This is a genomic window from Aquimarina sediminis (genome assembly GCF_002895435.1).
Lineage (GTDB): Bacteria > Bacteroidota > Bacteroidia > Flavobacteriales > Flavobacteriaceae > Aquimarina > Aquimarina sediminis.
Genome location: NZ_POYJ01000007.1, coordinates 77,559 through 91,489, shown reverse-complemented (window position 1 = coordinate 91,489; position 13,931 = coordinate 77,559). Strand labels below are relative to the sequence as shown.

The window sequence follows — 13,931 nt, the reverse complement described above, 5'->3', positions numbered from 1 at the left end:
AACAAATAAATTTAAAACATGAGTGTAATTATTAATATTCACGCTAGACAAATCTTAGATTCACGTGGTAACCCAACTGTAGAAGTAGACGTGATTACCGAAAATGGTGTTTTAGGAAGAGCAGCTGTACCTTCTGGGGCATCTACCGGAGAACATGAAGCGGTAGAGTTGCGAGATGGAGGTAAAGACTATATGGGCAAAGGAGTTCTTAAGGCTGTTGAAAATGTTAATACAATAATTGCTGAAGAGTTATTAGGGTATTCTATATTTGATCAGAATTTGTTAGATCAAACTATGATCGAATTAGATGGTACTCCTAACAAGTCAAAACTTGGTGCAAATGCTATATTAGGAGTTTCATTGGCTATCGCTAAAGCAGCTGCAAATGAATTGGGAATGCCTTTGTATCGTTATGTAGGTGGTGTAAGTGCTAATACTTTACCAGTGCCTATGATGAATATAATCAATGGTGGATCGCATAGTGATGCTCCAATTGCATTTCAAGAATTTATGGTAATGCCTGTAAAAGCAGAAAACTTTACACAAGCAATGCAAATGGGAACTGAGATTTTTCATAACCTTAAAAAAGTACTGCATGACCGTGGATTGAGTACCGCTGTAGGTGATGAAGGAGGGTTTGCCCCAACTTTAGAAGGTACAGAAGATGCATTGGATTCTATAGCTCTTGCAGTAGAAAAAGCTGGCTATAAGTTTGGTGATGAAGTGATGGTAGCTTTGGATTGTGCTGCGGCTGAGTTTTTTGTTGATGGAAAATACGATTACACAAAATTTGAAGGAGATAAAGGAGTAATACGTACTAGTGAGGAACAAGCAGATTATCTGGCATCTTTGGCTTCAAAGTACCCGATTGTGTCTATAGAAGATGGTATGGATGAAAATGATTGGGATGGCTGGAAATATCTTACTGATAAAGTAGGAGACAAGGTTCAGTTAGTAGGTGATGATTTGTTTGTAACAAATGTTGAAAGACTTTCTCGAGGAATCGAAAATGGTATTGCAAACTCAATACTTATTAAAGTGAATCAAATAGGAACCCTTACAGAAACAATTGCAGCAGTTAATATGGCGCATAATGCTGGATATACTTCTGTGATGTCACATCGATCTGGTGAGACAGAGGATAATACTATTGCTGATTTGGCGGTGGCATTGAATACAGGGCAAATAAAAACAGGATCAGCTTCTCGTAGTGATAGAATGGCAAAATACAACCAACTACTTCGTATTGAAGAGGAGTTGGGAAGTGTAGCTTATTATCCAAAAGAGAACGCTTTTAAAGTAAAATAAAGTCATATAATTAGTGACCCAAAGAGACCATCTGAGAAGATGGTCTCTTTTTGTATAAATAATTCTTAAAAATGGATTGTAAGGTTAAAAATGATCTTACGATTAATACTATATTAACACTATATTTCGTAATTTAGCGAACCTACAATAACAGCAAAATTCTAAAATAATCAAATGTCAAAAACAGCTACGTTAGAAATCGACGGGAATAAATATGAGTTTCCAATTATAAAAGGAACAGAGAACGAATTAGGAATTGATGTTAAAACACTTAGAGGTGCAACTGGAGGAGTTACAACAATAGATCCAGGGTATAAAAACACAGGAAGCTGTGAAAGTGCTATCACTTTTCTTGATGGAGAAAAGGGAATTCTTAGATACCGGGGATATTCTATCGAAGAATTAGCTGAAAAAGCAGATTTTTTGGAAGTAGCCTACTTATTAATTTTTGGAGAATTACCTACAGCTACCGAATTAGAAAAATTTGATAATGATATAAAAGAAGAGTCTCATGTTGATGAAGATATGAAGAAGATTCTTGATGGATTTCCTAAAAGTGCACACCCTATGGGAGTGTTGTCTTCCTTGACAAGTGCATTAATAGCTTTTAACCCAGGATCAGTAGACGTTGATTCTGAAGAAGAAATGTATAATGCTATTGTAAAAATATTAGCAAAATTTCCAGTACTTGCAGCATGGACAATGAGAAAAAGAAAGAGTCTTCCTTTGGATTATGGAGATGACTCATTAGGTTATGTGCAGAACTTGCATAAAATGATGTTTGCAAGACCAAACAAAAGTTATGAACCAAATAAATTGGTTTATGACGCATTGGATAAGTTATTAATACTACATGCAGATCACGAACAAAACTGTTCTACTTCTACAGTTAGAATAGTAGGTTCTTCTCACGCCGGATTGTTTGCATCATTGTCTGCTGGTATATCTGCACTATGGGGACCTCTTCATGGAGGAGCTAATCAAGCAGTTATAGAAATGCTTGAAGCCATAAAAGCAGATGGAGGAGATACAGCAAAATATATCGCCAAAGCAAAAGATAAAAATGATCCTTTCCGTTTAATGGGATTTGGTCATAGAGTATATAAAAACTTTGACCCAAGAGCTAAAATCATTAAAAAATCAGCAGAAGAAGTATTAGGAGATCTCGGTATTGAAGATCCAGTTCTTGATATTGCCAAGGGATTAGCAAAAGTTGCTTTAGAAGACGAGTATTTTGTAAAAAGAAAACTATATCCTAATGTAGATTTTTACTCAGGAATTATTTATAGAGCGCTAGGGATTCCTACTGAAATGTTTACTGTAATGTTTGCTTTAGGTAGGTTGCCAGGGTGGATCGCTCAATGGAGAGAAATGAGGTTACGCAAAGAACCAATAGGAAGACCAAGACAAATATATATCGGCGAAAATGATAGAAAATTTGTGCCAGTATCTGAACGCTAGAATAGAATATTATATTAAGAGAGGCGTTGAAGAAATTCAACGCCTTTTTTATTAAAATATTAATATCATTCTCTTTTATAGAGTTAATTTTTCGAATTTTATAAAAGAGTTGATAATTTTTTGAATAAAATTAGTTTTCAGAGATTCTCTTATTTATATATTTGTTGGATAATTTAATTAAGAACCCCGGCAATGCCTTGTCGAGTTTGCAGAAATAATGAAATTAAACGTACAGAACGAAACATCCAGGTTAAGAGCTGTAGTTTTGGGAACAGCAGTAAGTAATGGTCCTGTTCCAAAACTAGAAGAAGCTTATGATCCAAAATCAATTGAACATATAAAAGCTGGAACTTATCCAAAAGAACCTGCAATGGTTGAAGAAATGGAAGAAGTAGCTAAGATTTTTGAGAAATACAATGTAAAAGTGTATAGACCAGAAATTATTGAAGATTATAATCAAATATTTGCCAGGGATATAGCACTAGTAATAGAAGATAAGTTTATAAAAACAAATATATTACCTGATCGAGAAAAAGAAATCAAAGCTATTCAATATGTAATAGATAAAATTGATCCGGATAAAGTTTATAAAGCTCCATCAGAAGAAATTCATTTTGAAGGGGGAGACATAATGGCTCATAATGAATATATATTCATAGGCACATATAAAGGAGAAGATTATCCTGATTGTATTGTTGCGCGTACCAATATGAAAGGGGTTGATTATATTAAATCACTTTTTCCTAATAAAATAGTAAAAGAATTTGATTTGAATAAATCAATGAAAGATCCAAGGGATAATGCACTTCATTTAGATTGTTGTTTTCAACCCGTAGGAAAGAATAAAGCAATTATCCATAAAGAAGGTTTTAGAGATCCTCGAGATTATGAATACCTTGTAAATCTTTTTGGAATGGAAAATCTTTTTCATATTAATAGAGATGAAATGTATGATATGAACTCAAATATATTTTCTATTGCAGAAGATGTTGTGATCTCTGATAAAAACTTTAAAAGATTAAATACTTGGCTTCGAAGTTTTGGTATTGTAGTCGAAGAGGTGTCATATTCAGAAATAGCAAAACAAGAAGGGCTGTTACGCTGTTCTACAATGCCATTGATAAGAGATTGATATTATAGTAATAAAGCAAGTGTTACAATAAATTGTTTGTTATTTATTGTAATAGCTATAGTCATATAGAATAAGGTAATAAACATGATGAAAAATTTTGATATCAATACAAAAACCTGCTATTAAGATTTTATTCGATTTAAAAAAAATGTAAATAGATGAAACAAGTAACCAATACTATAGTAATGATTCGTCCTGTGCAGTTTAGGATGAATGAACAAACTGCTGTGAATAATTACTATCAGGAAGATGCCGGGATTGTGCCAGAAGATGCTAATAAGAAGGCAAATGAGGAGTTTGATCAATTTGTTAATGTATTGAAAGAAGCTGGAGTCGAGGTTATTGTGATTGACGATGATCCTAAAAATGATACCCCAGATTCTATTTTTCCGAATAACTGGGTGTCTTTTCATGAAAATGGTGATATAGGACTGTATCCTATGTTTGCTGTAAATAGAAGAAAAGAACGTAGATCAGAAGTATTGGAACGTATAGAAGCATCTGGTTTTGAAATAAAAAATGTTGTAGATTATACAGATGCTGAAAATGAAGAAGTTTTCCTTGAGGGTACAGGTAGTCTTGTGTTAGATAGGGTAAACAGAAAAGCATATTGTGCATTGTCTCCCAGAGCAGATGAAAATTTATTTATTGAATTCTGTGAAGATTTTGAATATACGCCAGTAGTCTTCACTGCATATCAAACTGTTGATTCAGAGCGGTTACCGATATATCATACTAATGTAATGATGGGGATTGGAGAAACATTTGCCGTAGTATGCCTGGAATGTATTGATGATAAAAAAGAGCGAAAAAATCTTGTTAATCATTTAAAAAATGATGGAAAAGAGATAATTGCTATTACAGAAGATCAGGTTAATAATTTTGCAGGTAATATGCTGCAGGTTGTAGGTTTAGGAGATAAACGCTATCTTGTAATGTCATCAGCAGCGTATAGGAGTTTAAATAGTATTCAAATAAGTACTATAGAGAAACACTGTGCAATTCTGCATAGTGATCTTCATACGATCGAGACATTAGGAGGGGGGAGTGCTCGTTGTATGATGGCTGAAGTTTTTCTTCCCAAAAGTTTGTAGTTTGTATGGATGTAGCCTATGCTTCTAATTTGATATATGGCTATGAGCAGCAAACCAGAAATTAATTAAAATATGCTTTCGAAAAAAACTAAATATGGGCTAAAAGCGCTTACTTATATTGCAAGAAAAAAATGTGATCACCCGGTGTTGATTTCTGAGATTGCAAAAAGTGAAAATATATCTCAAAAATTTTTGGAAAGTATTCTTTTGACATTAAGAAAAACAGGGTTTTTGGGATCTAAAAAAGGGAAAGGAGGAGGATACTATTTGATTAAAGATCCCGAAGATATTACAATGGCTTCAGTGATTAGAGTTCTCGAAGGTCCTATTGCTATGCTTCCATGTGTAAGTCTTAATTTTTATGAAAAATGTGATGACTGCCCAGATGAACAAAGATGTGCAGTGCATAGTGTTATGATTGAAGTAAGAGATAGTACGCTAAAGGTTTTGGAAAACAAAACACTTGCTGATTATATTAGTTAATCAAAAGAGCTGTTTTTTTATAGATAACCTTTTGTATTTATATGGACCATTGATTTTTCCCCAAACTTGCTTTCTGTTGTTGTTATATCCTTTGGTCCAAATTGAGATGTTATCCTTACTTATTACGTAGGTGCTGGTAGTGTAATCGATATAGTCTAAGGCATTAGTGCAAGAGCCTTTGTTTGTTTTTCCTGAGTATATTGTAGATGTCTTCTTCTTGAAATAAACCTGGCATCCAGCTCTAATTTCTAAACTATCTGGAGTTAGATTACTTAAAAAAGTTGATTTTTTTTGATCTGTATTGTACTCTTCTATATTTGGGATTTCATAACTGGTTCCTTTTAATGTTGACGAATCTAACCTCTCGTAGTTAATTATTCTTTGAGAATAGATGTAATGATCCTTGTTTGCATCAGACACTTCAGAGTATACCCAGTATCCTATTCTTTCTTCCCAAATTCTAGTATTAGTCATGTGCAAGCTAGCAAAGCTAGAATCGTTTTCAGCCTGCTCTTTATTAGAAAAAGAGCCAACTAATAATACTACTAATTTATGTAATTCTGGATCTTTTATTGGCGCAGAATTACATGAAGAAAATAATAATGATAAAAAAATAATTAGTAAAAATCCCCTCATATGTTTGTTTGACTAAATATATAAAAAATAAGAAAAAAAATGCAATTTATCGATAAAACTTAACGTTTTGTCCTAGTAAAATCTATTTATCGTGGTTTTGTAGATGATATTCAAAAAACAAATTATCGTATTTATAAGCTTGCTAGAAAAGGGTGATAATTACTTTAGTGATTATTACGTATTGAGGATTGTTGCAACTTTAGTAAATCACCCGCTTTACTTTTTTTATGCAATAAACATAGGAAATGGTAAAAAAACTGGTGGTACTACACTTTAATTTCTATTATCTTTGCATCTTAATTTTTAGAAGATGAGTTTACAAAAAACCATTTCAGAAAAAGTAAAAGAGGCTGTACTTGAATTGTATGGTGCCAATCTGGAATCTGTAGAATTACAAACTACCCGAAAAGAGTTTGATGGAGATATAACCGTAGTTGTGTTTCCTATGCTTAGGGTGGTAAAAGGAAACCCTGTGCAGATAGGAGAAACAATTGGTAAATATCTGGTAGAAAATGTAGAGAAGATTAATGATTTTAATGTTGTTAAAGGGTTCTTGAATCTGGTAATTTCGAATTCTTATTACCTTGATTTCTTTGCCGAAATAAGAAGGGATAAGCAATATGGTTTTGTAACACCATCAGAAGAGAGTAAGGCTATTATGGTTGAGTACTCTTCTCCTAATACTAATAAGCCATTACATTTAGGTCATGTTAGAAATAACCTTTTAGGATATTCGGTTGCAGAGATTATTAAAGCAAGTGGTAAAAAGGTGTATAAAACTCAGATTATAAATGACCGAGGGATACATATTTGTAAATCCATGATTGCCTGGCAAAAATACGGTAATAATGAGACGCCCGAATCTACAGGTCTTAAAGGAGATAAACTGGTTGGTAATTATTATGTAAAATTTGATCAGGTGTATAAGGATCAGATTTCTCAACTGATAGCCGAAGGTAAAAATGAAGAGGAAGCAAAAAAAGAAGCTCCGATTATTCTTGAAGCACAAGAAATGCTTCGTAGGTGGGAAGCTGGAGATGAAGCTGTAGTGCAACTGTGGAAAATGATGAATAGTTGGGTGTATGAAGGTTTTGATCAGACATATAAAGCACTGGGAGTAGATTTTGATAGTTTTTATTATGAGAGTAATACCTATTTGTTAGGTAAAGACAATATTAAAGAAGGGTTGGATAAGGGTGTTTTCTTTAAGAAGGAAGATGGATCCGTTTGGTGTGACCTTACAGAAGATGGTCTTGATGAAAAACTAGTATTGCGTAGTGATGGTACAGCGGTTTATATGACTCAGGATATTGGAACCGCTATACAAAGGGTAAAAGATAATCCCAATGTAGGAGGGATGATTTATACTGTAGGAAATGAGCAAGATTATCATTTTAAGGTGTTATTCCTAATTCTGAAAAAATTGGGATACGATTGGGCACAACATTTAAATCACCTGAGTTATGGTATGGTTGATCTTCCTAGTGGTAAAATGAAGAGTAGAGAAGGTACGGTAGTCGATGCTGATGATTTGATTGCTGAAATGGCAAAGACTGCAGGTGATATCTCTAAAGATTTAGGGAAATTAGATGGTTATACCGAAGAAGAGAAAAATGAAATATACCGAATTATTGGTCTAGGAGCATTGAAATACTACATTCTAAAAGTAGATCCTAAAAAACGTATTTTATTTAATCCTGAAGAATCAGTGGATTTTCAAGGAAATACAGGACCATTTATTCAGTATACATATGCAAGGATTCAGGCAATTTTGCGTAAAGCAGATTTTGATTGTAATGGATCGATCACAGATATTGTACTTCATGAAAAAGAAAAAGAACTGATTAAACAGTTAGAATTTTATCCAGAGATTATACAGAGTGCTGCAGCTGAGCTTAGCCCTGCCGTAATAGCTAATTATATATATGACCTTGTAAAAAGTTATAACTCGTTTTTTCAAAATGTATCAATTTTTGGAGCAGATACAGATCAGGAAAAAATATTTAGAGTTCAGCTTTCTGGTGTTGTAGGAGATACGGTTAAGTCAGGATTCAAGCTTTTAGGGATTAACGTGCCTGAACGAATGTAGTCTTACCTGTATTGTGCTATTTTAAATCGGGATTCTTTGTCAGAGAAAAGAGAAGAATGCCGATTTTTTATTCCTTTTATCCAAGTATTAGGCAAAAATCAATTGTAATTACTATATTAAAGGAAGAGTTTTTTATTTTAGTAGTATGGATTGTCAGATATCAAGAGCAACTGATCAAGATTTATCTTTGATGCAACATTTGTTTTACCAAACGGTAATAACTTATGGTGCTATGGTATTTACAAAATCCGAAATTAAAATTTACTCTCGATTAGCAATAGATAAATCATATTGGCAAGAGAAGTTTAAAAAAGACTTTGTGTATAATGCGAAGCTAAATGGAGAAATTGTCGGCTCTTTTTCTATGGATAAAAAAGGAAATATTGAATATATTTTTGTTCATATGAATTATCATGGTCGAGGTATTGCTAGCAAGCTTTATGAAACTATAGAAGAGATAGCAAAAGATTTTAATATTGATACATTAACTACTGATATCAATATGTTGACACAGAATTTCTTTCAAAAAAAAGGATTTGAAATAGTAAAAAATGCTGTAAAAGTTGTAGGTGGGGAAGAAGTAACAAGCTACAGAGGTGTTAAGCAGCTTTAAAGAATTTAATTGCCTGAAAATTCTATCTTACTAATAAGTCCATTAATTTTTTCAAAATAATTTAAATCACAGAGTTACTTATATAATTCTGTAATTTCATCCTTTATTTATACACTACAAATCCTTAAATTTGCAACCGATCTATCGATAAAGGTAGTGTTTTGAAAATACGAGAAAATATATGTTTGATAATTTAAGTGATAAGTTAGATAAAGCCTTACATATTCTAAAAGGGCACGGACAGATAACAGAAGTAAATGTTGCCGAGACACTTAAGGAAGTGCGAAGAGCTTTGGTTGATGCCGATGTGAATTATAAAATTGCTAAAGAATTTACTGCAGTAGTAAAACAAAAAGCATTAGGGCAGAATGTTTTGAAAAGCCTTAAGCCTGGGCAATTAATGGTAAAACTTGTCAAAGATGAATTAACAGATCTAATGGGAGGTGATGTCGCTGATATAGATTTATCAGGTAAACCATCTGTTATTTTAATGTCGGGACTACAAGGTTCAGGTAAAACTACCTTTTCTGGAAAGCTTGCTAATTTTCTGGCAACTAAAAAGAATAAAAAACCACTTCTTGTAGCTTGTGATGTTTATAGACCTGCTGCGATTGATCAATTACATGTTGTAGGAGAGCAGATTAATGTCGAGGTATTTAGTGATAGAGGTAATAATGATCCGGTGGCTATTGCAGCAGCAGGAGTTGCTCATGCAAAAGAAAATGGGTTTAATGTAGTTATCATTGATACTGCTGGTCGTTTGGCTGTAGATGAAGCGATGATGACAGAGATTTCAAACATTCATAAAGGAGTATCTCCTAATGAAACCTTGTTTGTTGTAGATTCTATGACGGGGCAAGATGCTGTAAATACGGCAAAAGCCTTTAATGATGTACTTAATTTTGATGGTGTAATCCTTACCAAATTAGATGGTGATACAAGAGGTGGAGCCGCAATTTCTATAAAGTCTGTAGTTAATAAACCTATTAAATTTATAGGTACTGGAGAGAAGATGGAGGCAATTGATGTATTCTACCCCTCTCGTATGGCAGATCGTATTCTGGGGATGGGAGATGTTGTATCTCTTGTAGAAAGAGCGCAGGAGCAGTTTGACGAAGAAGAAGCACGAAAATTACAGAAAAAAATTGCCAAAAATCAGTTTGGATTTGATGATTTCCTAAAACAAATTCAGCAGATTAAGAAAATGGGTAATATGAAAGACCTGGTTGGAATGATACCTGGAGCTGGGAAAATGATGAAAAATATGGATATAGATGATGATGCTTTTAAGCATATCGAAGCCATTATACATTCTATGACTCCAGCAGAGCGATCAAAGCCACAGATTATTAATTCTAGTAGAAAAAAACGTATAGGTAAGGGTTCGGGTACATCTATCCAGCAAGTAAACCAGTTGCTCAAACAGTTTGATCAGATGAGTAAAATGATGAAGATGATGCAAGGCGGCGGAGGTAAGCGTATGATGCAGATGATGGGGAAAATGCGATAATTACAAAAAAATAAATATAATTAAACTTTATTAAGGTAATCCAAGGGGAATGGAAATATTAGACGGGAAAAAAGTAAGTAACGATATCAAAGATGAAATTGCTGTCGAAGTTCAAAAGATGAAAGAGCGTGGTGAGAAAGTGCCACATCTTGCGGCGGTTTTGGTAGGTAACGATGGCGCTAGTTTAACATATGTTGGTAGTAAAGTAAGAGCTTGCGAGCGAATAGGCTTTGAGTCTACTTTGGTTAAAATGCCAAGTACTACCAGTGAGGTAGAGTTATTGGCTAAGATAAAAGAGCTTAACGAAGATGATGATATTGATGGTTTTATAGTTCAGTTGCCGTTGCCTCCTCAGATTGATACGCAAAAAGTACTTTTAGCGGTGGATCCTGATAAAGATGTTGATGGTTTTCATCCTATGAATTTTGGTAAGATGGCATTGGATATGTCTACTTTTATCCCTGCAACTCCTTTTGGGATACTAGAGTTACTAGAGCGTTATAGTGTAGATACCAAAGGAAAACATACAGTGGTTATTGGTAGAAGTCATATCGTTGGTCGACCTATGAGTATTTTGATGGGAAGAAAGGGCTGGCCAGGAAACTCTACAGTTACCTTGACTCATAGTCATACTAAGAATATTACCCAAATCATTTCTCAGGCAGATATAGTGATCTCTGCGTTAGGGGTTCCTAATTTCTTAAAAGCAGAAATGGTTAAGGATGATGCGGTAGTGATAGATGTTGGGATTACAAGACTTGCAGATGAATCTACACCAAAGGGTTACAAGATTGTAGGTGATGTAGATTTTGAAAATGTAAGCAAAAAAGCATCTTTTATCACTCCAGTACCTGGAGGAGTAGGTCCTATGACAATTGCTATGTTGCTTAAAAATACATTATTGGCTAGAGAAAGACATCGTAATGCAAATAAATAAGATCTAATTAATTTACTGAATTAAAAAAGTCCCGTGAATCACGGGACTTTTTTATTGTATGTTGTGCATTGGTGAAGGGTGTTTTTGTGATTGAGGTGTCTTGTTGATTGTTGTATTTATATCCTGGAAAGATTAGAGAATCAAGAAAGGAATAATCCGTTGTACAAAGAAAAACCAAGACTCAAAGAATCCTGGTTTTATTATATATTACATTTATATTTTGGTGATTAAATGTAGTAGTGTTTTTTTTATTTATTCCACTCTGAGGCGGTAATATTATCTTCATCGCCACCGGTGGTGTATCCGCCACTAGTAAGGTCTAATGCTAGATTGTATGAAGGAACATTAATACCTTTTGACGTTTTAACGGTATTGAAGTTTAAAACTTGATTACTTGCTTCATATAAAGCGTTTTTAGTGAAAGTTCCATACTTTTTACCGTCTTTTACAGTTTCCTTCCATTCTCTACCATAGGCAATTTTTAGGTAATACTCACCTTCTGGTATGTTTCTAATAAACTGAGTAGTGTTAGAGTTGATATATGTTACACGTACCAACTGGTCATCACTTTTCGTTTTACCCATCTTGTACATCTTAATTACAACTTCAGTGTTTTTGCCCACTTTTATTTTAAGGTAGTTGTCTAATTTATAATCAAACTTACCTTTAAAGTTAAATGATTTTGGAGTTGCACCAGACTTATATGTCTTTTTCTCCCAAGTAGAGTACTTATCTTCTCTAGATACTTCTATCGCTGCTGCTTTAGGAGAGCTAGAGTTAGAGCTAGAACCTGCTCCATAAGAAGGAGTAGTTGATTCTATTGGTGTAGAGGCAACATCACTACCTCTGGCAGCTCTTCTGTTTGCTTCTTCTACAGCTCTTCTTGTTTCTTCGGTATCCGCAAGAGCTCTTCTTGCTGCTGCATCTTTAGATCTTGATGCTGCTTCTGCATCTGCAATAGCTTTGGCTGCTGCTGCTTCTGCTTCTCTTTTTAAACGCTCTGCGTTTGCAATTGCTCTTCTTGCAGCTTCTTCGGCAGCTCTTTTAGCTGCTTCTGCTTGCGCAATAGCTTGTGCTGCTGCTTGTTTTGCCGCTTCTCTTTTTGCTGCTGCTTCTTTAGCAGCTCTTTCTGCATCTGCAATTCGGCTGTCTTCAGTTAAGTATTTTGTGATGACAAAACCGTTCATACTTTTGTACTGGATAGCACTCCAGTCACCATAGTTAGAACTCATAACATATACCTGAGTCCCTTGAGGAACTTCGGCAATAGTATTAAACTGTAGACCAGGACCACTTCGAACCTCCAGTTTATTAGAGGACATTAAGTACTGCCCATCCTGAGCAGACGCGAAGGTAATCACCAAAAGCAGAATAAATGTAAAAATAGACTTCATATCGCTTGTTTTTAAGTAGATTGGGTTATAATTTCTTTTGTATTATTATTTTCTTAATTTAAATTTTTAGATAAAAAAACATAATTTGCCGTCAAAAATTGAACTTCAAAAAAGGTGCCAAAAACAATTTAGCTCTAATTCTATCCTTTAGTATATTTTAGTAAATCACTAAAAAAATATGGTTTTTTAAAGAACAATTCTTTCTGTAATGATTTGTTTTTCAGTTATTTAGGTAGCTTTTGTTTTAGTAAAGCTTCAATATTTTTGATTAAAATACTGAAAAGAAAACCATTAAATCAGACTCAAAAGTAATGTTTTAATATGAAAAACACAACTAGTTTTGATTTTATTTGCATAAAAATAGTGAATTCTTTTTGTTAAATTGTGTTTTTCAACGATTTTTTTAGTCTTTATAACCGATTTTTTTTCAGTTTTAATTTACGGTTGTCGGTTTTGCTGGGCATCAAGGATTATCGGACTATTTCTAGAAAAAATATTCAATTTATGTGAAATGTTGGCTGTTCCTGTTTTAATGAGCTTTTTAAAAAAATGAATTGGGGAAATATTGTCTCAAACAAAATAACTAAAAGATTAATGGTTTGGTTTTATAAGATTTGGAAATTTGGATTGAAATTTTCTTAACCTTGGGATTGATACATTTTTTATGTATGGATTACCAGGGTTTCTTTTTTCATAGTCTTGATGATAGGCTTCTCCTTTCCAGAATTTTTGAAAAGGTAATATTTCAGCAGCTATTCTTCTGTTTAGTTTTTTGCTTAGCCCTTCTTTTTTTTCTTCAATTATTTTTTTCTGTTCTTCGTTTTGGTAAAAAATAATTGATCTGTATTGTGATCCATGATCTGGTCCCTGTCCGTTTATTTGTGTAGGGTTTTGTGAGCCAAAGTATACATCTACCAAGGTAGAGAAAGATACAATTTTGGGGTCGTAGAATATTTCTACTGCTTCTGCATGACCAGTGCGACCTGTATTGCTTGATTGGTACGTGGGGTTCGAGGTGTGTCCGCCAGAATATCCTGATATAGACTCCGAAACACCGTTTACGCTTTCGTAGATAGCTTCTACGCACCAAAAACATCCACTGGCAAAATAGGCTCTTTCAAGACCGTTTATAGTTTTGGTTTGTACGGGAGAGATGTTTTGATTGGTCGAGGCGTCTTTATTGTTTTTTGTGGATTGACTGTTGCTTTGGCAGCTCGAAAATAATAAAACAGCACTCCATATTATATATAGTGTATTTTTCATAATAAATTTAG

At 33.9% G+C, this 13,931-nt stretch carries 12 protein-coding genes; 9 read left to right on the top strand and 3 right to left on the bottom strand.

The genetic code is table 11. The features are described from left to right. Nucleotides 1–18: 18 nt before the first annotated feature. From eno to C1X07_RS15630, 5 genes are all read left to right on the top strand, one after another. Nucleotides 19–1,308, top strand: a complete 1,290-nt coding sequence (gene eno, locus C1X07_RS15650; RefSeq protein WP_103070982.1) for a phosphopyruvate hydratase — start codon at nt 19–21, stop codon at nt 1,306–1,308. 174 nt (nt 1,309–1,482) lie between these two features. Beyond that, nucleotides 1,483–2,769, top strand: coding sequence for a citrate synthase (locus C1X07_RS15645; RefSeq protein WP_103070981.1), 1,287 nt, complete (start codon nt 1,483–1,485; stop codon nt 2,767–2,769). Between the two features lie 214 nt (nt 2,770–2,983). Beyond that, nucleotides 2,984–3,901: a dimethylarginine dimethylaminohydrolase family protein gene (locus C1X07_RS15640; protein ID WP_103070980.1), complete on the top strand. Its 918-nt coding sequence runs from the start codon at nt 2,984–2,986 to the stop codon at nt 3,899–3,901. A gap of 158 nt (nt 3,902–4,059) precedes the next feature. Then, nucleotides 4,060–4,995 (top strand): citrulline utilization hydrolase CtlX, encoded by a 936-nt coding sequence (gene ctlX, locus C1X07_RS15635; protein ID WP_103070979.1) that lies wholly within the window; start codon nt 4,060–4,062, stop codon nt 4,993–4,995. A 72-nt stretch (nt 4,996–5,067) separates the two neighbouring features. Beyond that, nucleotides 5,068–5,478: an RrF2 family transcriptional regulator gene (locus C1X07_RS15630; RefSeq protein ID WP_103070978.1), complete on the top strand. Its 411-nt coding sequence runs from the start codon at nt 5,068–5,070 to the stop codon at nt 5,476–5,478. Here the strand turns inward: C1X07_RS15630 and C1X07_RS15625 are convergent, their stop codons facing one another. Next, nucleotides 5,479–6,114, bottom strand: coding sequence for a chromophore lyase CpcT/CpeT (locus C1X07_RS15625; protein ID WP_103070977.1), 636 nt, complete (start codon nt 6,112–6,114; stop codon nt 5,479–5,481). A gap of 310 nt (nt 6,115–6,424) precedes the next feature. On the opposite strand from C1X07_RS15625, the gene argS reads away from it, so the two are divergent. The 4 genes from argS to C1X07_RS15605 all read left to right on the top strand — a co-directional run bounded on the left by argS (nt 6,425) and on the right by C1X07_RS15605 (nt 11,263). Further along, nucleotides 6,425–8,203: an arginine--tRNA ligase gene (gene argS, locus C1X07_RS15620; RefSeq protein WP_103070976.1), complete on the top strand. Its 1,779-nt coding sequence runs from the start codon at nt 6,425–6,427 to the stop codon at nt 8,201–8,203. A gap of 145 nt (nt 8,204–8,348) precedes the next feature. After that, the gene (locus C1X07_RS15615; RefSeq protein ID WP_103070975.1) at nt 8,349–8,816 is read left to right on the top strand and encodes a GNAT family N-acetyltransferase; all 468 of its coding nucleotides are present in this window, start codon (nt 8,349–8,351) and stop codon (nt 8,814–8,816) included. A 181-nt stretch (nt 8,817–8,997) separates the two neighbouring features. Then, on the top strand, nt 8,998–10,326 hold the full coding sequence (gene ffh, locus C1X07_RS15610) for a signal recognition particle protein (RefSeq protein ID WP_103070974.1): 1,329 nt from the start codon (nt 8,998–9,000) through the stop codon (nt 10,324–10,326). A gap of 49 nt (nt 10,327–10,375) precedes the next feature. Then, the gene (locus C1X07_RS15605; RefSeq protein ID WP_103070973.1) at nt 10,376–11,263 is read left to right on the top strand and encodes a bifunctional 5,10-methylenetetrahydrofolate dehydrogenase/5,10-methenyltetrahydrofolate cyclohydrolase; all 888 of its coding nucleotides are present in this window, start codon (nt 10,376–10,378) and stop codon (nt 11,261–11,263) included. Between the two features lie 248 nt (nt 11,264–11,511). Here the strand turns inward: C1X07_RS15605 and C1X07_RS15600 are convergent, their stop codons facing one another. Further along, nucleotides 11,512–12,657: an SH3 domain-containing protein gene (locus C1X07_RS15600; protein WP_103070972.1), complete on the bottom strand. Its 1,146-nt coding sequence runs from the start codon at nt 12,655–12,657 to the stop codon at nt 11,512–11,514. 591 nt (nt 12,658–13,248) lie between these two features. Further along, the gene (gene msrA / locus C1X07_RS15595; RefSeq protein ID WP_103070971.1) at nt 13,249–13,920 is read right to left on the bottom strand and encodes a peptide-methionine (S)-S-oxide reductase MsrA; all 672 of its coding nucleotides are present in this window, start codon (nt 13,918–13,920) and stop codon (nt 13,249–13,251) included. Between the last annotated feature and the right edge of the window lie 11 nt (nt 13,921–13,931).